The organism is Pseudarthrobacter siccitolerans, assembly GCF_001046895.1.
Taxonomy (GTDB): Bacteria; Actinomycetota; Actinomycetes; order Actinomycetales; family Micrococcaceae; genus Arthrobacter; species Arthrobacter siccitolerans.
This window is the reverse complement of sequence record NZ_CAQI01000044.1, coordinates 446,887-466,482: the sequence shown is the minus strand read 5'-3', so window position 1 is coordinate 466,482 and position 19,596 is coordinate 446,887. Positions and strand designations below refer to the sequence as shown.

General features: G+C 65.8%; 17 protein-coding genes and 1 tRNA gene. 13 read left to right on the top strand and 5 right to left on the bottom strand.

The window, feature by feature from the left end:
- Nucleotides 1–56 precede the first annotated feature (56 nt).
- From ARTSIC4J27_RS12865 to ARTSIC4J27_RS12840, 6 genes are all read left to right on the top strand, one after another.
- Complete coding sequence (locus ARTSIC4J27_RS12865; protein WP_050055559.1) at nt 57–1,265, top strand: pseudouridine synthase; 1,209 nt, start codon at nt 57–59, stop codon at nt 1,263–1,265.
- A gap of 2 nt (nt 1,266–1,267) precedes the next feature.
- Entirely contained in the window at nt 1,268–2,377 is a 1,110-nt protein-coding gene (locus tag ARTSIC4J27_RS12860; protein WP_050055558.1) for a prephenate dehydrogenase, read from the top strand.
- Nucleotides 2,377–3,090, top strand: a complete 714-nt coding sequence (gene cmk / locus ARTSIC4J27_RS12855; RefSeq protein WP_050055557.1) for a (d)CMP kinase — start codon at nt 2,377–2,379, stop codon at nt 3,088–3,090. The genes ARTSIC4J27_RS12860 and cmk overlap by 1 nt, the downstream gene beginning before the upstream one ends.
- Nucleotides 3,091–3,169: 79 nt before the next feature.
- Complete coding sequence (locus tag ARTSIC4J27_RS12850; protein WP_050055621.1) at nt 3,170–3,832, top strand: lysophospholipid acyltransferase family protein; 663 nt, start codon at nt 3,170–3,172, stop codon at nt 3,830–3,832.
- 10 nt (nt 3,833–3,842) lie between these two features.
- Entirely contained in the window at nt 3,843–5,393 is a 1,551-nt protein-coding gene (gene der, locus ARTSIC4J27_RS12845) for a ribosome biogenesis GTPase Der (protein ID WP_050055556.1), read from the top strand.
- Nucleotides 5,394–5,541: 148 nt separating this feature from the next.
- Nucleotides 5,542–5,618, top strand: a tRNA-Pro gene (locus ARTSIC4J27_RS12840).
- Nucleotides 5,619–5,726: 108 nt separating this feature from the next.
- Here the strand turns inward: ARTSIC4J27_RS12840 and ARTSIC4J27_RS12835 are convergent.
- From ARTSIC4J27_RS12835 to ARTSIC4J27_RS12825, 3 genes are all read right to left on the bottom strand, one after another.
- Nucleotides 5,727–6,881 (bottom strand): IS1249 family transposase, encoded by a 1,155-nt coding sequence (locus ARTSIC4J27_RS12835; protein ID WP_083435442.1) that lies wholly within the window; start codon nt 6,879–6,881, stop codon nt 5,727–5,729.
- 99 nt (nt 6,882–6,980) lie between these two features.
- Nucleotides 6,981–7,277 (bottom strand): hypothetical protein, encoded by a 297-nt coding sequence (locus tag ARTSIC4J27_RS12830; protein ID WP_050055554.1) that lies wholly within the window; start codon nt 7,275–7,277, stop codon nt 6,981–6,983.
- A gap of 398 nt (nt 7,278–7,675) precedes the next feature.
- Entirely contained in the window at nt 7,676–8,545 is an 870-nt protein-coding gene (locus tag ARTSIC4J27_RS12825; protein ID WP_050055553.1) for an Fpg/Nei family DNA glycosylase, read from the bottom strand.
- Between the two features lie 161 nt (nt 8,546–8,706).
- Between ARTSIC4J27_RS12825 and gcvH the strand changes: the two genes are divergently transcribed.
- The 5 genes from gcvH (at nt 8,707) to ARTSIC4J27_RS12800 (ending at nt 11,801) form a co-directional block, all read left to right on the top strand.
- Complete coding sequence (gene gcvH, locus ARTSIC4J27_RS12820) at nt 8,707–9,093, top strand: glycine cleavage system protein GcvH (RefSeq protein WP_050055552.1); 387 nt, start codon at nt 8,707–8,709, stop codon at nt 9,091–9,093.
- A gap of 157 nt (nt 9,094–9,250) precedes the next feature.
- Nucleotides 9,251–9,727, top strand: a complete 477-nt coding sequence (locus ARTSIC4J27_RS12815; RefSeq protein WP_050055551.1) for an FHA domain-containing protein — start codon at nt 9,251–9,253, stop codon at nt 9,725–9,727.
- Nucleotides 9,728–9,750: 23 nt separating this feature from the next.
- Nucleotides 9,751–10,467, top strand: a complete 717-nt coding sequence (gene ftsR, locus ARTSIC4J27_RS12810) for a transcriptional regulator FtsR (protein ID WP_050055550.1) — start codon at nt 9,751–9,753, stop codon at nt 10,465–10,467.
- Nucleotides 10,467–10,970, top strand: coding sequence for a bifunctional nuclease family protein (locus ARTSIC4J27_RS12805; RefSeq protein ID WP_050055549.1), 504 nt, complete (start codon nt 10,467–10,469; stop codon nt 10,968–10,970). The genes ftsR and ARTSIC4J27_RS12805 overlap by 1 nt, the downstream gene beginning before the upstream one ends.
- Before the next feature lie 237 nt (nt 10,971–11,207).
- Nucleotides 11,208–11,801, top strand: a complete 594-nt coding sequence (locus ARTSIC4J27_RS12800; RefSeq protein ID WP_050055548.1) for a MerR family transcriptional regulator — start codon at nt 11,208–11,210, stop codon at nt 11,799–11,801.
- A gap of 63 nt (nt 11,802–11,864) precedes the next feature.
- Here ARTSIC4J27_RS12800 and ARTSIC4J27_RS12795 read toward each other — a convergent pair whose 3' ends face one another.
- Nucleotides 11,865–12,683 carry a ParA family protein gene (locus ARTSIC4J27_RS12795; protein ID WP_050055547.1) on the bottom strand — a complete coding sequence of 273 codons (819 nt, stop codon included), beginning with the start codon at nt 12,681–12,683 and terminating at the stop codon, nt 11,865–11,867.
- Nucleotides 12,684–12,984: 301 nt separating this feature from the next.
- Between ARTSIC4J27_RS12795 and ARTSIC4J27_RS12790 the strand changes: the two genes are divergently transcribed.
- Complete coding sequence (locus ARTSIC4J27_RS12790; RefSeq protein WP_050055546.1) at nt 12,985–16,383, top strand: pyruvate carboxylase; 3,399 nt, start codon at nt 12,985–12,987, stop codon at nt 16,381–16,383.
- Between the two features lie 109 nt (nt 16,384–16,492).
- Here ARTSIC4J27_RS12790 and ARTSIC4J27_RS12785 read toward each other — a convergent pair whose 3' ends face one another.
- Nucleotides 16,493–18,301, bottom strand: a complete 1,809-nt coding sequence (locus ARTSIC4J27_RS12785; protein ID WP_050055545.1) for an AMP-dependent synthetase/ligase — start codon at nt 18,299–18,301, stop codon at nt 16,493–16,495.
- 188 nt (nt 18,302–18,489) lie between these two features.
- Between ARTSIC4J27_RS12785 and ARTSIC4J27_RS12780 the strand changes: the two genes are divergently transcribed.
- Nucleotides 18,490–19,581, top strand: coding sequence for an ROK family glucokinase (locus tag ARTSIC4J27_RS12780; RefSeq protein WP_050055544.1), 1,092 nt, complete (start codon nt 18,490–18,492; stop codon nt 19,579–19,581).
- The last annotated feature ends 15 nt before the right edge of the window (nt 19,582–19,596 follow it).

Sequence of the window (19,596 nt, the reverse complement as noted above, 5' to 3'; positions counted from 1 at the left end):
GGCTGGCTAGGGTTGTCTTTGGACACCTTGCCGGTCAACATATCGAAGGACGGGTCATGACACAGGCGGGACGCCAGGGTTCACCACGTAACAGTTCGGGACGCAACAGCTCCGGGCACAACAACACGCCGGGACGCGGCACCTCCCAGGGCGGCGCTTCCGCCGGCGGTTTCCGCGGCGGTTCGGCCAAGCGCGGCGCCGGGTTCGGCAGCGACCGGCCGCACCGCGCGCCCAAGCCGCGCGAGGAGCGCTTCATCGATCCGGATCAGGCACCTGAAGCCCGGACCGGCGGGGGAGCCCCGGAAGCAAGGGCTGCCAAGCCTTCTTCCCGGAAACCTGCCGCGCGCAAGCCCGGTGCCAAGAAAGTGCCCGGCACTCCCGGGGCACCCAAGCAGAAGCCGCGGACCGGCGCCCCCGGGGCAGCCGCCTCACGAGCCTTTGGCAGCGAACGCTTCGGCCAGAACCTCGGGCCGATCCGCAAGCCGTCACGCAGGAAAGGCCCGCGCGGTGACGTTCCCCAGTCCGAACTCCACGACGCCGACGGCGTGCGCCTGCAAAAGGTGATGGCCTCCGCCGGCGTGGCATCACGGCGTGTCTGCGAAGAGATGATCGCCGAGGGCCGGGTGGAAGTGGACGGCCAGGTGGTCACCGAGCTCGGCGTCCGCGTCGATCCGAAAACCGCCGTCATCCACGTGGACGGCATCCGGATCCAGCTGGACGAGAACATGGTCTACATGGTGTTCAACAAGCCCAAGGGCGTCGTCTCCACCATGGAGGATCCTGAGGGCCGGCCCTGCATCAGCGACTTCCTGCGGAACCAGCACGGCGAGCGGCTCTTCCACGTGGGCCGGCTGGACGTCGCCACCGAGGGGCTGCTCCTGCTGACGAATGACGGCGAGCTGGCCAACCGCCTGACGCACCCGTCCTACGAGGTTCCCAAGACATACCTGGTCCAGGTCCGCGGCCCGTTCCCGCAGGGGATCGGCGCCCAGCTCAAGCAGGGTGTTGAACTGGAAGACGGCTTTGCCTCCGTCGATTCCTTCCGGCTGGTCGACTCCACCCCGGGCCACGTGCTGATCGAGGTGGTGCTGCACTCCGGCAAGAACCGCATCGTGCGCCGCCTGTTCGACGCCGTCGGGTTCCCGGTCCTGCGGCTGGTCCGCGTGAAGGTGGGACCCATTGGCCTGGGCGACCAGCGCCAGGGAAGCATCCGCAACCTTGGCAAGCAGGAAGTCGGCCACCTGCTGGCATCCGTAGGGCTCTGACCATGTCGGCTTTCCACAGCCAGGGCCGCGGGCACCTGGACGGTCCCGTGGTGGTCCTCGGCACGGGGCTGCTGGGGACCAGCATCGGGCTTGGCCTGCGGGGCCGCGGGGTTCCGGTGTACCTCTCCGATCCGTCGCCCACCAACCAGGCTGTTGCCGTGGACATCGGGGCGGGGCAGCCCCTCGCTGCCCTGGCCGGGGACGCGCCGCAACTGGTGGTTGTTGCCGCCCCGCCGGATGTCACGGCCGATGTTGTGGCGAAGGCGCTGGCTGACTACCCGGAATCGGTGGTGGTGGACATCGCCAGCGTCAAGGCCGGGATCCTCTCAGCACTGCGCGGCCGCGGCGTCGACCTGTCACGCTACGTGGGCACCCATCCCATGGCGGGACGGGAAAAGTCCGGGCCGGTTGCTGCCCGTGGCGAGCTGTTCACGTCGATGCCGTGGGTGGTTTGCCCGTCTGACGAGACGTCCGGCGATGCCCTCCAGGTGGCCCGCTCGCTGGCTGCCGACCTGGGCGCCGTCGTCTCCCAGTTCACGGCGGACGAGCACGATGAGGCCGTGGCGCTGGTTTCGCACCTGCCCCAGGTGATGTCATCGCTGTTGGCCAGCCGGCTGCAGGGCACACCGCTGCACGCCTTGTCCCTGGCGGGGAACGGCTTGCGGGACGTTACCCGGATTGCTGCCAGCGATCCCACCCTTTGGGTGCAGATCCTGGGCGGCAATGCGGCGAAGGTGGTGGAGATCCTTTACGGTGTGCGCGAGGACCTTAACCGGCTGATCGGAACGCTGGAACAGCCCGCGGCGCCGGGTGCCCGCCTGGACCTCGCGCAGCTGATCAGCGAAGGCAATGCCGGACAGGCCCGGATTCCGGGCAAGCACGGCGGGCCACCGCAGGCGTATTCGTGGCTCACCGTCCTGGTGGACGATAAGCCTGGCCAGATCGCGCAGCTCCTGACCGAAATCGGTGAAATCGGGGTAAACGTTGAGGACTTGCGGCTGGACCATTCGTCCGGCCAGAACGTGGGCATGGTGGAATTGTCAGTGTTGCCCAATAAGCATGACCACCTGATCGAAGCATTAAACGACCGCGGATGGCGGGTACTTCAGTAATGACACAGGAACTTCTTGACACCCTGCCGGCGCTCCGCCTCGGCAGGCCGCTGGTGGTTGCCATCGACGGGCCGTCCGGCTCGGGCAAGTCCAGTGTCAGCAAGGAAGTGGCCCGCAGGCTCCGCCTCGCCTACCTGGACACCGGCGCGATGTACCGCGCGCTGACCTGGCACTGCGTCACGAACGGCATTGACCTGGAGGACGCCGCTTCCGTGGAGCAGGCCTCCCGCGACCTGGTCCTGGAGCTGAGCACCAGCCCCAATGAGGAGTACGTCCGGGTTGACGGCGTGGACGTTACGGACGCCATCCGGGAACCTGCCATCTCCTCGGCAGTCAGTGCAGTGGCCACCACCCTTGGCGCCCGGACGGAACTTATCCGGCGGCAGCGGGCCCTGATTGAAAAGCACCACCGCCGCATGGTGGTGGAAGGCAGGGACATCACGACCGTCGTCGCGCCCGGAGCAGAGGTTCGGATGCTGCTCACCGCCAGCGAGGAAGCCCGGCTTCGCCGCCGCGGCATCCAGCTGGGCGGAACGCAGAACGCCGAACAGCTGGCCGCGCAGGTGACCCACCGCGATGCCAAGGATTCCACCGTGGTCAACTTCACCCAGGCTGCCTCGGGCGTGGTGACCCTGGACTCCTCGGACCTCGACTTCGACCAGACAGTTGCCGCAGCCCTGGTGATTGTGACCAAGGTCCTGAACCGTGACTGAGCCGGCCAGGAACCAGCCGGCCACGGGCGGGAGCAGGCCGGAAATCCCGTCCGGCTGGACCACGGCCTGGAGCAGGCCGGTGGGCTGGGCCCTGGACCACCTGGTCTACCGAACATCAGTCACCGGACGGGACAACGTCCCCACCGGCGGTCCGGTGATTTTTGCCGCCAACCACATCAGCTTCCTGGATGGCCCGGTCATGTTCGGTGCCTCCCCCCGCCCCATGCACATCCTGGTGAAACAGGAGATGTTCACCGGGTTCCTGGGCCGGGTCCTCACTGCAGCGGGGCAGCTCCCGGTGGAGCGGTCGGGAGACCGCGCCGCGCTGCAGCGCTGCAGGAAAGTGCTCGACGCCGGCCGTTGCGTCGGGATTCTCCCTGAAGGAACGCGGGGGAGCGGGGCAGCAGAAGACATCAACGGCGGCGTTGCCTGGCTGGCACTGAACTCCGGAGCCCCGGTAGTGCCGGTTGCGATCCTCGGCACCCGCAAGGGCAACGAGCACCTTGATTCCGTACCGCGGCCGGGCCGGCGCTTCCACGTCAGCTTCGGAAATGCGCTGACCCTGGGCCGCAGGGCCGGGGAAAGCGGCCGTGCTTCAATGGACAGGGCGGCGCAGGAGATCCGTGACGCACTGTCAGGGCACGTGCAGGATTCCATTCAACTCACCGGGCAGCCGCTGCCGGCGGGCCCCAACCCACAAAGACTTCAAGCAGTAGCCGGGACGCCGGCAGATGACCACTAAGGACAGTGCAATGAGCGACACCACCCAGACCTCCGGCCACCCAGGCGCCGGCGACGACGAATACACCCCCACCGGCACCGACCAGGTCGCCGAACGGCTGGCCGCGATTGACGACGACGAAGCGGAGCTCCGTGCGGCGTCCCTCCGGGCGGGCCTTGAGGACTACGACCTCGACGAGGACGACGCCGCGCTCCTCAGCGGGGAATTCGGCGACGAGGATTACGACGGCCCGGTCAAGCTGGATCCCGTCCTGGCCATCATCGGCCGCCCCAACGTGGGCAAGTCCACCCTGGTAAACCGCATCCTGGGCCGCCGTGAAGCAGTGGTGGAAGACACCCCCGGTGTCACCCGCGACCGTGTGATGTACTCCGCCCACTGGAACGGCCGCAACTTCACGCTGGTGGACACCGGCGGCTGGGAGCACGACGCCCGCGGCATCCACGCCCGGGTGGCCGAGCAGGCCGAAATGGCCGTGGAGCTCGCCGACGCGGTCCTCTTCGTCGTCGACTCCGCCGTGGGCGCCACCGCCACCGACGAAGGCGTGATGAAGATGCTGCGCCGCAGCAAGAAGCCCGTCATCATGGTGGCCAACAAGGTTGACGACTTCGCGCAGGAAGCCGACTCGGCCGCACTGTGGGGTCTCGGCTTCGGCGAGCCCTACCCCGTCTCGGCCCTGCACGGCCGGGGCGTGGCTGACCTGCTGGACCACGTGATGGATGTGCTTCCCGAGTTCTCCACCATCGAAGGACTGGAACGTTCCGGTGGCCCACGCCGCGTCGCCCTGATCGGCCGCCCCAACGTGGGCAAGTCCTCGCTGCTGAACAAGCTCGCCGGCACCGAGCGGGTGGTGGTGGACAACACCGCCGGAACTACCCGTGACCCGGTGGACGAATTCATTGAGCTCGGCGGCCGGACCTGGCGGTTCGTGGACACGGCAGGCATCCGCCGCCGCCAGCACATGGCACAGGGCGCGGACTTCTATGCCTCCCTGCGGACGCAGTCTGCGCTCGAAAAGGCGGAGGTCGCCGTCGTGCTGCTCGCCGTGGACGAGGTCCTCAGCGAACAGGACGTCCGGATCCTGCAGCTCGCCATTGAATCGGGCCGCGCCCTGGTGCTGGCGTTCAACAAGTGGGACCTGCTCGACGACGAACGCCGGCGCTACCTCGAGCGTGAAATTGAACAGGACCTGGCGCATGTGAACTGGGCTCCCCGGGTCAACATCTCGGCGAAAACCGGGTGGCACAAAGACCGCCTGGTTCCTGCCTTGGATGTGGCGCTGGAAAGCTGGGACAAGCGCATTGCCACCGGCCGCCTGAACGCCTTCCTGGGCGAGCTTGTGGCTGCCCACCCGCACCCGGTCCGCGGCGGCAAGCAGCCCCGCATCCTCTTCGGCACGCAGGCCTCCAGCCGGCCGCCGAAGTTCGTGCTGTTCACCACCGGCTTCCTGGACCCCGGATACCGCCGCTTCATCACCCGCCGGCTGCGGGAAACGTTTGGCTTCGAAGGCACGCCCATCGAGGTCAGCATGCGTGTCCGGGAGAAGCGGGGCAAGAAGCGTTAATTACGACACACCTCACGAGCGAATCCCGGAAAGTGTCACTGGCACCCTCCGGGATCGTGTAAGCTCTTCTAGGTGGTTCGGCCGGACTGCTGGTGGAATTCCCCGGGTTAGCCCGCGGATGAAGCGCAGCGGAGAACGGCGGAACTAACGGGCTGTAGCGCAGCTTGGTAGCGCACTTGACTGGGGGTCAAGGGGTCGCAGGTTCAAATCCTGTCAGCCCGACCAATGAGGCCGGAGCCACGCGGAAACGCGTAGCTCCGGCCTTTTCTTGTTCCCGGCGCAGACACCGGGAAATCGGGTTAGCGGCCAAAATGTGTGTACGGCTTTGGCGTGTCATCTGCGTCGTCCGCCCCATCCTTGTTGGATTCCGTTTCCGTCCTCGCTGGTGAAGGCTGTGTCGTAGAGGGCTGGGCCGATGGGGTCTTCGGCCCGCGGGTGGTTCCTTCTTTGGGGTTGCCAGTGGCGGGGTTGCACGAGATGCCAGGGGTCCTGAGGTTGCTCTGTGCGCAGGTAGAGGTACCAGTCGGCGGCACGGGCGGCGTGGTCTGGGGTGAGCCCGCGGTGGGTGCGGAGCAGGTCTTTGAGTCCGGCGTTGATCCCGCCCTCCAGCGGGCTGGTTGTCCGCGCGATGTTCTGTCCTGCAGTCGCGCTGGTGAGCCAGGTGAACATGTGCCCGGCTTTGATCGCCCCGGCCAGAGTTCCCCGTGCCCGGCGTAAGCCCAGGTGGGTGTACCACCAGAGTTGGCCGGCCCCGATATGGGCGGGTCTGACGGTGTTCTTTTTCGCGTAGGTGCGGTGCTTGAGAAACGACTCCCAGCGGGCTTCCCAGGACGCGAACTCGCCCATCCACGATGCTGCCTCATCAAGGTCTGTCACGTGCGTCAGGGCCTTGGCCAGGGCCAGCAGTTCCTTGCCCGCTTCCAGTTTCGGGCGCAGCGTCAGATGCGTGCGGATGTTCTGGCGGATATGAAACAGGCACCGCTGGACTTTCGTTTCCGGCCAGTGTTCCCGCAGGGCGCTCTCGAGGCCTTTGTGCCCGTCCACCACTGCCACGTCCGGCGCGGGGATTTGTTGCAGGAGCGCGGACCAGGAAGCGTGCTTTTCCCGGTCGCACCACTGCCATGCGATGACGTGGGAACCGGTGTAAGCCACCAGCACGCACCAGCCGTTGAAGTACGTGCCGTCGAGCATGAGCACAGGATGGATCTCCCCGGTCACAGGCGCTTGCGGGACCACATTCCAGCACCAGGCACTGCGGCGGCGGAAAGTCCGTTCGGAGCCCGCGTACCCGCCCTGGCGCTGCTTCCCAGTGAGCCAGGACAGGAACGCCGTGAACTCAGCCTTCCTCGTGACATCAACCCGGGTCTGCGTGCTCGAAGCACCACACGATTTACACCGCCATCTCGTCCGGCCCGAACTGGTGGTCCCGTTCTTCACAAGCTTCCGAGCACATACACCACACCTGGGTTGATTCGATGGAACCGTCACTCCACATGCTTTCAAAGCATGTGCAAGCCCCTACAACCCAAGTGAACAATGACAACCAAGGCCATCGCGTACACACATTTTGGCCGCTAACCCGGGAAATCAGTAGCGCACTCTTACTTTGAGAATGAAATCGCAGTTCCTCCTGTGCTCGTACCGGTCGCTCCACTCGTACCAGTGGTGGTGGCCCCGCCAGCTGCTGCAGCGGTAGAGGTACTTGTAGTCGTTGTGGTAGGAGTTACGGCCGTCATAGCGGCGGTCGTCACCGCGGTTGTCATACGACGACTTGTGGCTATCCCTGTAGTTGTTGTCGTTGGCAAACGCCACACCGGTTGATCCTCCGAAGATCAGGCCCGTGGCAAGGGCTGCTGAGCCAAGGAGGCGGGTTACTTTGTTCATTGAACTGTCCTATCGTGCATCAATTACTTTCGATGCCGCAGGAACGGGAGAGCAGGCAGAGCGGCGCTGGCCGTTTGGAGGCGCGGTCAACGTCGTCGTCGACTCGCCTGTCTGCGGTTTGCCTCTCAAGTCCGATGGGCGCGGGGAGGCGCCGTACTTGAGGGTGCGAATGCCCTGTATATGAAGCGTGATCAATTCCCGGGGAACTTCATCTGCAGGGTGTGGGTGATTGCCTGAACACATGCGAAAGGCCCAGAGAGGCACTGTCTGTGAGCAGTGAGCGCCGGTTTCTGGACCCTCATGTAATCAGCTTCCGTCCGCCCGGAATGGTTATTGGGAGGGGACGTGCCACTCACGATACACGCCGTTTTTCCGCGCTGTGAAGGGCCGCCCTTACCCTATTTCAGGAACTTTGAGGTCCTGCGGTCGGCCAGGATCTTGCCCTTCGTCTGGCAGGTGGGGCAGTACTGCAGCGCCGTATCGGCGAAGGAAACCTCCCGCACAGTGTCCCCGCATACCGGGCATGGCAAGCCGGTCCGGGCATGAACCCGCATATGGCTCCGCTTGACGTCTTTCAGGTCCTTGGGCGGCTTGCCCCGCGCTTCCGCCAAAGCTGTGCCCAGGACGCTGTGGATGGCGTCATAAAGGACCTGCACCGTTGGGCGGTCCAGCGACTTGGCGGTGGCAAAGGGCGAGATCCGCGCAGCGTGCAGGATCTCGTCGCTGTAGGCGTTGCCGATTCCGGCGATGGCGCTCTGGCTCCTGAGGAGTCCCTTGATCTGCTGTGAACTGCCGGCGAGGATCTCAGCCAGCATGTCGGCGTCGAACGCTTCCGTGAACGGGTCCGGCCCCAGCGTGGCGATGCCGGGAACGTCCTGCGGGTCCCGCACCACATGGACTGCCAGGCTCTTCTTGGTTCCAGCCTCCGTGAGGTCGATGCCGCGCGGACCATCAGGGCCTGTGAAGGTGAAACGGGCCGCAATGTGGCCCTTGCCCATCCTCAGCTGCGCATCCGTGGGGGAGTCCGTGAAGCGCACCCAGCCCGCACGTGCCAGATGGAAGACGAGCGAGATTCCGCCGGTATCGATACTGACGAACTTGCCGAAGCGCCGCACACCCGTCACCGTTCTGCCCTCGAGGGCGTTGAACGGCGGATCTGCCGTTTTGAGCACAGCGAAGGAAACAATCTGCACCTTGGTCACCGAGGTTCCCTGCAGATGCTCGTCAAGAAATTCGGCCAGGCCGGCCACCTCAGGAAGTTCGGGCATGGCTTACCCTGCGGCTTCCCCGGGCCCCGGAACGGTGCGTTCGGTCATGCGTCCCATCTTGTCAGAATCCCCCGCGAACGCCCCGGCACTTGTGCCTATACTTTCAGCGGCGGCCTGTTGGCCCCGTTGACATTGGTGTTCGACCCGATGAAAGGCCCCTGATGAGCAACATTCCCGAAGAACTGTCCTACACCGCCGAACACGAGTGGGTTACTGCTCCGAATGCCGACGGCGTGGTGCGGGTTGGCATCACCGATTTCGCCCAGGACGCGCTAGGGGATGTTGTTTATGCCCAGATGCCCGAAGTTGGCACAAAGATTACGGCGAACGAAGTGGTGGGCGAAGTTGAGTCCACCAAGAGCGTCAGCGACATCTACGCCCCGGTCAGCGGCGAAGTGGTGGCCCGCAACGACTCCCTGGACACCGATTCGGCCCTGATCAACACCGATCCTTACGGCGACGGCTGGCTCATCGAAGTCAAACTGGCCGAACCGGATGCCGTGGAGTCATTGCTCAGTGCATCCGAGTACGAACAACAGGTAGGCTAAAAGCTAACCGGTACATCCGGTTCGGCCGGACGTGCAAGAGCAACGTCTCCGCACGTCAGCGGCCGGATCGGGAGCCGGTACCGGACCTGCAGAGCAGGTGCGGAGGGCAAAAGTTGAATACCGGCGCGAGCGCCGGATCGTCGAAGAGGAGGAGTCCATGGCTGGCCACACAAACAACCCTGCCGATGGGGAATACGGCAATGGTGCGGCTAGGGCGTCGGAGACCACCTCGATCCACCTCACCCCGGTAACCGATGAACCCACCATCGCCCCCAAACTCTCAACCGACGAACGCAGTTCCGTTGAGGCGCTGCCGGCCGGGTCCGCCCTCCTCGTAGCGCACAGCGGCCCGAACGCCGGAGCCCGCTTCCTGCTCGATTCGGACGTCACTACCGCCGGCCGCCACCCGGATGCCGACATCTTCCTCGATGATGTCACCGTCTCGCGCCGCCACGTGGAATTCCGCCGCACCGCCCGGAGCTTTGAAGTGGTGGACAAGAACAGCCTGAACGGGACCTACGTCAACCACGACCGCGTGGACAGCGTTGAGCTCAAGTCCGGCAGTGAAGTCCAGATCGGCAAATTCCGCCTCACCTTCTACCTGAGCCCTGCCAGCGCTGCAGGCCGCGGCTGAACCGGGGACCGCTGCCTGTGGCAATGGCACAACCGGAACGCCGGGGACCGCAGGTCCTGAACATCGGCGAAGTCCTCGCCCAGCTCAGCGGCGACTTCCCGGGAATGACCGCGTCAAAAATCCGGTTCCTCGAGGAAAAGGGGCTGATTAATCCCCGCCGTACCCCTGCGGGCTACCGGCAGTATTCCGACGGCGACGTGGAGCGTCTGCGGTTTGTCCTGGCTTTGCAGCGGGACCAGTACCTGCCCCTGAAAGTCATCAAGGACTACCTTGACGCCATCGACAGGGGAGAGCGGCCCGAGAACCTGCCGCCCGGCGTCGTGGTTTCCCCGCGGATCGTCTCCGACGAACTCGCCGCGGAGCTGCAGAGCAGGGGGCGCAAGCTCACCGAGGAACAGTTGCGGACGGAGTCCGGCGCCAGTGTCCCGTTGCTCCAGGCCCTGCTGAGCTTCGGCCTGATCAGCCACACCAACGGACAGTTTGACGAGCACGCCCTCCAGGTGGCGCGCGCCTGCGTGCAGCTGGAAAGCCACGGGCTCGAGCCGCGGCACCTTCGTCCCTTCCAGGCAGCTGCCGAACGCGAGTTCGGGCTGGTGGAACGCGCTGTGGCGCCTCTTGCCTCACGCAAGGACGCCGCATCCCAGGCGCGCGCGGCGGAGGCGGCCCGCGAAATCAGCGACCTCTGCCTTACCCTGCACCGGGCTCTGGTGCAGGACCACATCTCACGCATGGACATCTGATGATTGAAGTTGAGATCGTAGGCGTTCGGATTGAATTGCCTTCCAACCAGCCGCTGGTCCTCCTCCGGGAGATGCACGGCGAACGCCATGTGCCCATCTGGATCGGCACCCCGGAAGCAAGTGCCATAGCCCTCGCCCAGCAGGGAGTGGTTCCGCCCCGGCCCATGACGCACGACCTCCTCGTGGACGTGGTGGAGTCGCTTGGCCATTCAGTGGTCAGCGTTAACATCGTGGCGGTGGAGGACAACATCTTCTACGGCCAGCTCCAGTTCGAGAACGGCACCACCGTAAGCTCCCGGGCCTCGGATGCACTCGCCATCGCCCTGCGCGCCAAATGCCGCATCTGGTGCGCGGACTCGGTGATGGACGAAGCCGGGGTCCGGATTACCGAGCACGACGAGGGGGAGGACGCCGAGCCCGGCCCCAGCGTGGACGAGGAGCGCGAACTGCGCCGCTTTCGGGAGTTCCTGGATGACGTGGAGCCCGAGGACTTCGACGGCTAAAGTCACGTTAAGGTTAAAGTTGAGGTCGAAAGTCTCGACACGCCTGCTCGAACCGGCCAACGTCTTTGACCTTGGGTCCCGGCAGGCCTAACGTCGAAGTATCAAGTTCCCATTGCTTACGGCAGCCGCGCAAGTCACACTGGAAGGTGCGCCCCGCGGAAATTACAGGAATGGTCTTCGTACCTGTTCCTGCCGTTGCAGTTGTTCACGGGGGGGCTTATGACAAGGAGGATCCAGGTGAGGCCCAAAGGCGAAGCAGGCGGGCTGAAACAGCCCACGGCTGGTATTGCGATGCCCGCGAGCGGTGCCCAGGGCCTCCTGTTCACTGAAGACCTTCCCGTCCTGGACGAGGACGCCGGCTACCGGGGTCCCACCGCCTGCAAGGCTGCAGGCATCACCTACCGCCAGTTGGACTACTGGGCACGCACCGGGCTGGTTGAGCCGGCCGTCCGCGGGGCCGCCGGCTCGGGGTCCCAGCGCCTTTACGGTTTCCGCGACATCCTGGTCCTGAAGGTGGTCAAGCGCCTCCTGGACACGGGCGTTTCACTGCAGCAGATCCGCACCGCTGTGGAGCACCTGCGCGAACGCGGCGTGGAAGACCTCGCCCAGATCACGCTGATGAGCGACGGCGCCAGCGTCTACGAGTGCACCTCGGCGGACGAGGTGATTGATCTCGTGCAGGGCGGCCAGGGCGTGTTCGGCATCGCGGTGGGCCGGGTCTGGCGCGAGGTGGAAGGCAGCCTGGCATCGCTGCCGAGTGAGCACGCTGCCGAGCAGTCCTTTCCCGACGACGAACTGGGCAAGCGACGGGCCGCCCGCAAGATCAGCTGACAGCTTTAACCGCAGAAGCCGCTCTCCCCTGGAGGGCGGCTTCTGCCGTTAAAAGCCAATCTTTTACCGGACGCGGCTGCGCAGCCCGCTGCCCACTGCCATGAGGTTCGCCAGCAGGTCATCGAACAGGGAGGCGGCTGACTTGGCGGAATCTCCGGGCCAGTGGTGCACGGGGTGGGCGGCGCCCTGGATCTGCTGCCAGTTAGCCTGCTCCGGAATCCTCGGGCTCAACAGGAGTTCACCAAACATGGATTCCATTTCGGCGAGCCGGTAGCTGTGCTCCGAGGAGCCGGACCGGACGCGGTTGGCGATGATCCCGGCCGGTGACAGGTTGGGTGCGAATTCCTGCCGGAACAGCTGGATGGCCCGCATGGTCCGCTCGGTACCGGCCACGGAGAACAGCCCCGGCTCGGCAACAAGGGCCACCTTGTCGCTGGCCGACCACGCCATGCGGGTCAGGCCGTTGAGGGACGGCGGGCAGTCAACCAGGACCAGCTCGTAATCATTTGCGCCGGCCAGGACCGAAGAAAGCCGGCGAAGGTCGCGGCGGCTAAGATCCGGGCGGTCGTAGATTCCGGTGTAGGCAGAGCCGACGGCGACATCCAGGACAGCGGCGCCGGAGCCGTTGGGGTGGGCCAGCGCCGTCCAGCTGCTGCCCGCCACGTTCTCCGCCAGCTTGGCGCGGCGGGGACTCTTGAGCATCCTGCCGATGTCCAGCTGGTCGCCGGGCTGGACGCCCAGGGCGGTGGTGGCGTCTGCGTGGGGATCAAGGTCCACCACCAGCGTGCGGACACCTGCGGCAAGCGCGGCAGATGCCAATCCTGTGGTGACCGAAGTCTTGCCGACTCCACCCTTGAGGCTGCTGATGCTGACTACTTGCACTTGAGAGACCAAAACCTAACGCCGGATGCCGTGTTGGGGGTAATGTTTGCTCCGGCAGTGCCGAAGCCGGACGGTCCTGCCGCCCTACTCATCATATGTGGATGCGTCGGCGAATCCCGCTTTAAGGGCGTCGGCATGGCACCGACTGTGCTGTTGAAGGCGGTTTCCGCCCGGCCCGGCGAAAGGGTTCGGGACATGACGGGAAAATCTGTGATGGTGGCCACAAAGATTTGTGTTTGTCCTTGTAGGTCCTAGACACTGTGACCACTCACCGATCCACCCGCAATGATGCAGGAGAAGTATGTTTTCCAAAGTTCTGGTGGCCAACCGCGGCGAAATCGCGATCAGGGCCTTCCGCGCCGGCTACGAGCTGGGCGCAAAGACCGTTGCCGTTTTCCCACAGGAAGACAGGAACTCGATCCACCGCCAGAAGGCGGACGAGGCCTACCTGATTGGCGAAGAGGGCCACCCCGTCCGTGCGTACCTGGACGTTGCAGAAATAGTGCGGGTTGCCAAGGAGTCCGGTGCGGACGCCATCTACCCCGGTTACGGGTTCCTCTCCGAAAACCCCGACCTTGCCCGGGCAGCCAAGGACGCCGGCATCACCTTCGTTGGCCCTCCGGCTGAAGTGCTGGAACTTGCCGGCAACAAGGTGGCGGCGCTGAAAGCCGCGCGTGACGCCGGCGTTCCGGTCCTCAAGTCCAGCGCTCCTTCGAAGGACCTGGACGAACTCCTTGCCGCAGCCGATGAGATCGGTTTCCCCATCTTCGCCAAGGCCGTGGCCGGCGGCGGCGGACGCGGCATGCGCCGGGTGGACACCCGTGAGGCCCTGCCCGAGGCATTGCAGTCCGCGATGCGCGAGGCCGACGCCGCGTTCGGTGATCCCACCATGTTCCTCGAACAGGCAGTACTGCGCCCGCGGCACATCGAAGTACAGATCCTCGCCGACGCCGAGAGCAACGTGATGCACCTGTTCGAGCGGGACTGCTCCATCCAGCGGCGCCACCAGAAGGTCATCGAGATCGCCCCGGCTCCCAACCTGGACGAGGGCATCCGGCAGGCGCTCTACCGGGACGCCGTCAAATTCGCCAAGGCCTTGAACTACGTCAACGCCGGCACCGTGGAATTCCTCGTGGACACTGTGGGTGAACGCGCGGGCCAGCACGTCTTCATCGAGATGAACCCCCGCATCCAGGTGGAGCACACCGTCACCGAAGAGGTGACCGACGTCGACCTCGTCCAGGCACAGATGCGCATCGCCGCCGGAGAGACCCTGGCTGACCTTGGCCTCTCCCAGGACACGGTCAAGCTGCGCGGCGCCGCACTGCAGAGCCGCATCACCACCGAAGACCCGGCCAACGGCTTCCGCCCCGACGTCGGAAAGATCACCGGCTACCGCTCCGCCGGCGGCGCGGGTGTGCGGCTCGACGGCGGCACCGTCTACTCGGGTGCCGAAATCAGCCCGCACTTCGACTCCATGCTGGTCAAGCTCACCTGCCGCGGCCGGGACTACCCGGCTGCCGTGGCCCGCGCACGCCGTGCCCTTGCGGAATTCCGGATCCGCGGCGTTTCCACCAACATCTCCTTCCTGCAGGCAGTGCTCGACCATCCCGACTTCATTGCCGGCGATGTGGCCACGTCCTTCATCGACGAGCGCCCGGAGCTCCTCAAGGCCCGGGTTTCCGCGGACCGCGGGACCAAGCTCCTCACCTGGCTGGCCGAAGTCACCGTCAACAAGCCCAACGGCGAACTCACGGTCCACTCCAACCCCGCCAGCAAGCTGCCGTCCGTCAAGGACCAGCAGGCCGCACCCGGCTCACGCCAGAAGCTCCTCGAGCTGGGACCGGAAGGCTTCGCCAAAGCGCTTCGTGAGCAGGACGCGGTGGCCGTCACGGACACCACTTTCCGCGACGCACACCAGTCGCTGCTCGCCACCCGCGTCCGGACCCGCGACCTCGTCGCTGCCGGCCCCGCCGTGACCGCACTCCTGCCGCAGCTGCTGTCCGTGGAGGCCTGGGGCGGTGCCACATACGATGTTGCCCTGCGGTTCCTGGGCGAAGACCCCTGGGACCGGCTTGCTGCCCTGCGCCAGGCGCTTCCGAACGTCTGCCTGCAGATGCTCCTGCGCGGCCGCAACACCGTGGGGTACACGCCGTACCCCGAGGAAGTCACCGAAGCCTTCGTCAACGAGGCCGCGGCCACCGGTATCGACATCTTCCGGATCTTCGACGCCCTGAACGACGTCAGCCAGATGGCCCCCGCCATCCGTGCGGTGCGGGCCACCGGCACTGCGGTGGCGGAAGTTGCCCTCTGCTACACGGGCGACATGCTGGACCCCAACGAGAAGCTCTACACCCTGGACTACTACCTGGAGCTCGCTCAGCGGATCGTTGACGCCGGGGCCCACATCCTGGCCATCAAGGACATGGCCGGCCTGCTCCGTCCGGCGGCAGCCGCGAAGCTGGTCTCAGCACTCCGGGAACGCTTCGACCTTCCGGTGCACCTGCACACCCACGACACCGCCGGAGGCCAGCTGGCCACCCTGCTGGCTGCCGTGGATGCCGGTGTGGACGCCGTCGACGTCGCCTCTGCGTCCCTGGCGGGAACCACCAGCCAGCCCTCAGCCTCGGCCCTGGTGGCAGCCCTGGCACACACCCCGCGGGACACCGGGCTCAGCCTCGAGGCCGTCAGCTCGCTGGAACCGTACTGGGAGGCTGTCCGCCGCGTCTACGCACCGTTCGAATCAGGCCTTCCGGGCCCCACCGGCCGCGTGTACCAGCACGAGATCCCCGGCGGCCAGCTCTCCAACCTCCGCCAGCAGGCAATGGCACTGGGCCTGGGCGAGCGGTTTGAAGCCATCGAGGACATGTACACCGCCGCCGACCGGATCCTGGGCCGCCTGGTCAAGGTGACCCCGTCCTCGAAGGTGGTGGGCGACCTCGCCCTGCACCTGGTGGGCCTGAACGCGGACCCGGCAGACTTCAACGAGAACCCCCAGAACTACGACATCCCGGATTCGGTCATTGGATTCCTGTCCGGCGAACTCGGCGACCCTCCGGGCGGCTGGCCCGAGCCTTTCCGCACCAAAGCCCTCCAGGGCCGGAGCGTGAAGGTCCGGGACGCGGAGCTCAGTGCGGAGGACAGTGCTGCCCTGAAGTCCGACTCCAAGACCCGCCAGCACACTCTCAACAGGCTGCTCTTCGACGGCCCCACCAAGGACTACCTGAAGAGCGTGGAAACCTACGGCAACATCTCGGTCCTGGATACCCGCGACTACCTGTACGGCCTCCAGCGCGGCAAGGAGCACGAGATCCAGCTGGAGAAGGGCGTGCGGCTGATCGCTTCCCTGGAAGCCGTCTCAGAGCCTGACGAGAAGGGCATGCGCACGGTCATGTGCACCCTGAACGGCCAGTCACGTCCTGTTGTGGTCCGCGACCGTTCAGTGGTCAGCAACGTCAAGGCCGCCGAGAAGGCGGACCCCGCCCAGCCGGGCCACGTCGCTGCCCCGTTCGCCGGTGCCGTGACCGTCACGGTCAAGCCGGGTGACGAAGTCAACGCGGGCGACACCGTGGCCACCATCGAGGCCATGAAGATGGAAGCATCCATCACGACGCCGGTGGCGGGCAAGGTTTCCCGCCTCGCCATCTCCTCCGTGGAGCAGGTCCAGGGTGGAGACTTGCTGCTGGTAGTGGAGCAGTAGAGCCGCCGAGTTAGCCCCGTACAACGAGAGGGTCCCCCATCAGGAGGACCCTCTCGTTGCGTTTGCGGCAGTGGTGGAGGCAGGCCCCGATCCTCTGCGTGGTGCTTTGCTACGACCGTGGTGTTGCGTACATTTCTTCGATGACGGTCTCGAAGTCCTTCATGACCTGGGCGCGCTTGACCTTCATGGACGGGGTCAGGTGGCCTGATGCCTCGGTGAAGTCGGCGGGGACTATGCGGAACGACTTGATGGCCTCGGCTTGGGAAACCGAGGAGTTTGCCGCGGTGATGAGGTCCTGGACTGCCGCCTTGACCACGGAATTCTTCGCGGCTTCCGCCAGGGAAGTGGTGGCTGGCAGGCCGTGGCGTTGCAGCCAACCGGGCAGGGCCTCCTGGTCCAGCGTGACCAAAGCCCCGATGAAGGGCCGGTTGTCACCGACCACCAGCACCTGGGAGACCAGGGCGTCGGCGCGGATCTGGTCCTCGAGCAGCGCGGGGATCACGTTCTTGCCGCCGGCGGTGACGATGATTTCCTTCTTGCGCCCGGTGATCCAGACGAAACCGTCCTCGTCGAGGCGGCCGACGTCGCCGGTACGGAACCAGTCGCCGTCGAACGTTTCTCCGGTGAGGTCCTCGCGCTTGTAGTAGCCGCGCATCACGCAGACACCCTTGGCCAGGATCTCGCCGTCTTCGGCGATCCTGACGGCGTTACCCGGAAGGGGTTTGCCGACGGAGCCGATCTTGATCAATGACGGAGTGTTGACGGAGATGGGGGCGGTGGTTTCGGTGAGGCCGTAGCCTTCAAGCACCTGCAGGCCGATGCCCTGGAAGAAGTGGCCCAGGCGTTCGCCCAGCGGCCCGCCGCCGGATACCGCGTGCGCAACGTGCCCACCCATCGCGGCCCGCAGCTTGCCGTACACAAGCTTGTCGAAGAGGGCGTGGCGAAGCTTCAGTCCCAGGCCCACGCGCCCGTTCTGGCGTGCCTTGGAGAAGGCGATGGCGGTATCGGCAGCCCGGTGGAAGATGGCTCCCTTGCCGCCGTCCTCGGCCTTGGTCAGCGCCGAGTTGTAGACCTTCTCGAACACGCGGGGCACGGCGAGGATGAAGGTGGGCTCGTAGCTCTGCAGGTCGGAGAGGAGGTTCTTGATGTCCGGCGTGTGGGCCACGGTGGTTCCGGCTGCCATGGCCAGAACAGAGATAAAACGGGCGAAAACGTGGGCCAACGGCAGGAACATGATGGTCTTGGCGTTCTCGTGGACGATCTCGCCGATGATGGCCAGCGCGTTCTCCGACAGTTCCACGAAGTTGCCGTGCGTGAGTTCGCAGCCCTTGGGGCGTCCGGTGGTTCCTGAGGTGTAGATGATGGTGGCGACGTCGGACAGGTTGGCTGAGGTGCGGCGCGCTTCCAGTTCTTCGTCGCTGACGTTCCTGCCGGCCTCGCGAAGCGCATCCAGCCCCTGACCTTCGAGCTGCCACACGTGCTGGAGCGCGGTGAGTCCCTCGGCGTTCACTGCCTGGCGGATCACGTCCTCGTGGTGGGCCGCTTCGCCGAAGGCTGCCACCGCACCGGAGTCGCCCAGGTTCCAGGCGACTTGTGAGGGGGAGGAGGTCTCATAGATCGGCACCGATACGCCTCCGGCAAACCAGATGGCGAAATCCACCAGGGCCCACTCGTAACGGGTCCGGGACATAATCCCCACGCGGTCGCCGGCGGCCACGCCGCTGGCCATCAGGCCCTTGGCGAGGGCGCTGACGTCGGCGAGGAAATCCGTGGCGCTAACGTCCTGCCAGGATCCCGCGGAGTCCAGTCGGGAAAACAGTGAGGGGTTGCTGGGCTTGGCGGCCTGCCGCAGGACCAGGTCCGTGATGTTGGTTTCCGGTGGGACAACAACAAGAGGCGGAACACTGAATTCACGCACTATAGCTCCTTTGATATCCGAAGACCCGGGCAGGGTATGCCTAAAGACTAGTACGCCTGCAGCGGGCCGTGCAGTATCTAAAGTTACTGGTCGGTAACTTAGCCGTCAATGCCCGGCCCGCACGCTTGCCTGGACATGCTGGCCGCGCAGCCGCCAGCCCGGGAGGGGCACGCCTAGAATGGTTGATTATGTATGCACCGCCCCCCGGCGAACAGGCCGGCCCCCTGCGACGACCGGTTCCATGGAGGCAGCGCCCAAATCCCGGCAGGGCGCGAAGGCGGCACGGTGAAAGCTTCCGTGAGCACCTGCGCCTCGGGCGGCGGGGCCTGGCCATCGGCATCGACATTGGCGGAACCAAGGTTGCCGCCGGCGTGGTGGACGCCGAGGGCAGGATCCTCAGCGAAGCCCGCCGTTCCACCCCCGGGACGGATCCGCGGGCAGTGGAACAGGTCATCGTCGAGCTTGTTGAGGAGCTGGGCCGCGGGCACCGGATCTGGTCCGTAGGGATCGGAGCGGCCGGGTGGATGGACCTCGATGGCGGAACGGTGCTTTTCAGCCCGCACCTCGCCTGGCGTAACGAGCCGTTGCGGGAGAACCTCCAGAAACTCCTGCGCCGGCCGGTCCTGCTGGCCAACGACGCCGATGCCGCGGCCTGGGCTGAATGGCGCTTTGGTGCCGGGCAGGGTGAGGACCGGCTGGTATGCATCACCCTGGGCACGGGAATCGGCGGAGCCATGGTGATGGACGGCCGGGTGGAGCGCGGCAGGTTTGGGGTGGCCGGCGAGTTCGGCCACCAGATCATCATGCCCGGCGGGCACCGGTGCGAGTGCGGCAACCGGGGGTGCTGGGAGCAGTATGCCTCCGGCAACGCATTGGGGCGGGAAGCGCGCATCCTGGCGCGGGCCAACGGTCCGGTGGCGCAGGAGCTCCTGGCGGCCGTAGGCGGACACTCCGAAACCATCACTGGAGCAACAGTCACCGAACTGGCCCTCGGCGGGGACGCTGCCTCACGCGAACTTATTGACGAAGTGGGCGAGTGGCTTGGGCTGGGGCTTGCCAACCTGGCGGCGGCGCTGGATCCGGGCCTGTTCGTCATCGGCGGCGGCCTGTGTTCGGCCGGGGACCTCTTGGTGGAGCCTGCCCGGAAGGCCTTCGCCCGGAACCTGACCGGTCGGGGCTTCCGGCCCGCGGCCGGCATCGAGCTGGCGGCACTGGGCCCGAACGCCGGACTGATTGGCGCGGCGGACCTCTCCCGGGTCAGCAGCAGGCTGCGCGGCTGACGTGGTGGACCGGGG

What these genes read in the sequence shown, in the direction of transcription:
- der (WP_050055556.1), top strand. Translation starts at nt 3,843, where the DNA reads ATGAGCGACACCACCCAGACCTCCGGCCACCCAGGCGCCGGCGACGAC.
- ARTSIC4J27_RS12780 (WP_050055544.1), top strand. Translation starts at nt 18,490, where the DNA reads ATGTATGCACCGCCCCCCGGCGAACAGGCCGGCCCCCTGCGACGACCG.
- ARTSIC4J27_RS12790 (WP_050055546.1), top strand. Translation starts at nt 12,985, where the DNA reads ATGTTTTCCAAAGTTCTGGTGGCCAACCGCGGCGAAATCGCGATCAGG.
- cmk (WP_050055557.1), top strand. Translation starts at nt 2,377, where the DNA reads ATGACACAGGAACTTCTTGACACCCTGCCGGCGCTCCGCCTCGGCAGG.
- ARTSIC4J27_RS12825 (WP_050055553.1), bottom strand. Translation starts at nt 8,545, where the DNA reads ATGCCCGAACTTCCTGAGGTGGCCGGCCTGGCCGAATTTCTTGACGAG.
- ARTSIC4J27_RS12860 (WP_050055558.1), top strand. Translation starts at nt 1,268, where the DNA reads ATGTCGGCTTTCCACAGCCAGGGCCGCGGGCACCTGGACGGTCCCGTG.
- ARTSIC4J27_RS12815 (WP_050055551.1), top strand. Translation starts at nt 9,251, where the DNA reads ATGGCTGGCCACACAAACAACCCTGCCGATGGGGAATACGGCAATGGT.
- ARTSIC4J27_RS12865 (WP_050055559.1), top strand. Translation starts at nt 57, where the DNA reads ATGACACAGGCGGGACGCCAGGGTTCACCACGTAACAGTTCGGGACGC.
- gcvH (WP_050055552.1), top strand. Translation starts at nt 8,707, where the DNA reads ATGAGCAACATTCCCGAAGAACTGTCCTACACCGCCGAACACGAGTGG.
- ftsR (WP_050055550.1), top strand. Translation starts at nt 9,751, where the DNA reads ATGGCACAACCGGAACGCCGGGGACCGCAGGTCCTGAACATCGGCGAA.
- ARTSIC4J27_RS12830 (WP_050055554.1), bottom strand. Translation starts at nt 7,277, where the DNA reads ATGAACAAAGTAACCCGCCTCCTTGGCTCAGCAGCCCTTGCCACGGGC.
- ARTSIC4J27_RS12805 (WP_050055549.1), top strand. Translation starts at nt 10,467, where the DNA reads ATGATTGAAGTTGAGATCGTAGGCGTTCGGATTGAATTGCCTTCCAAC.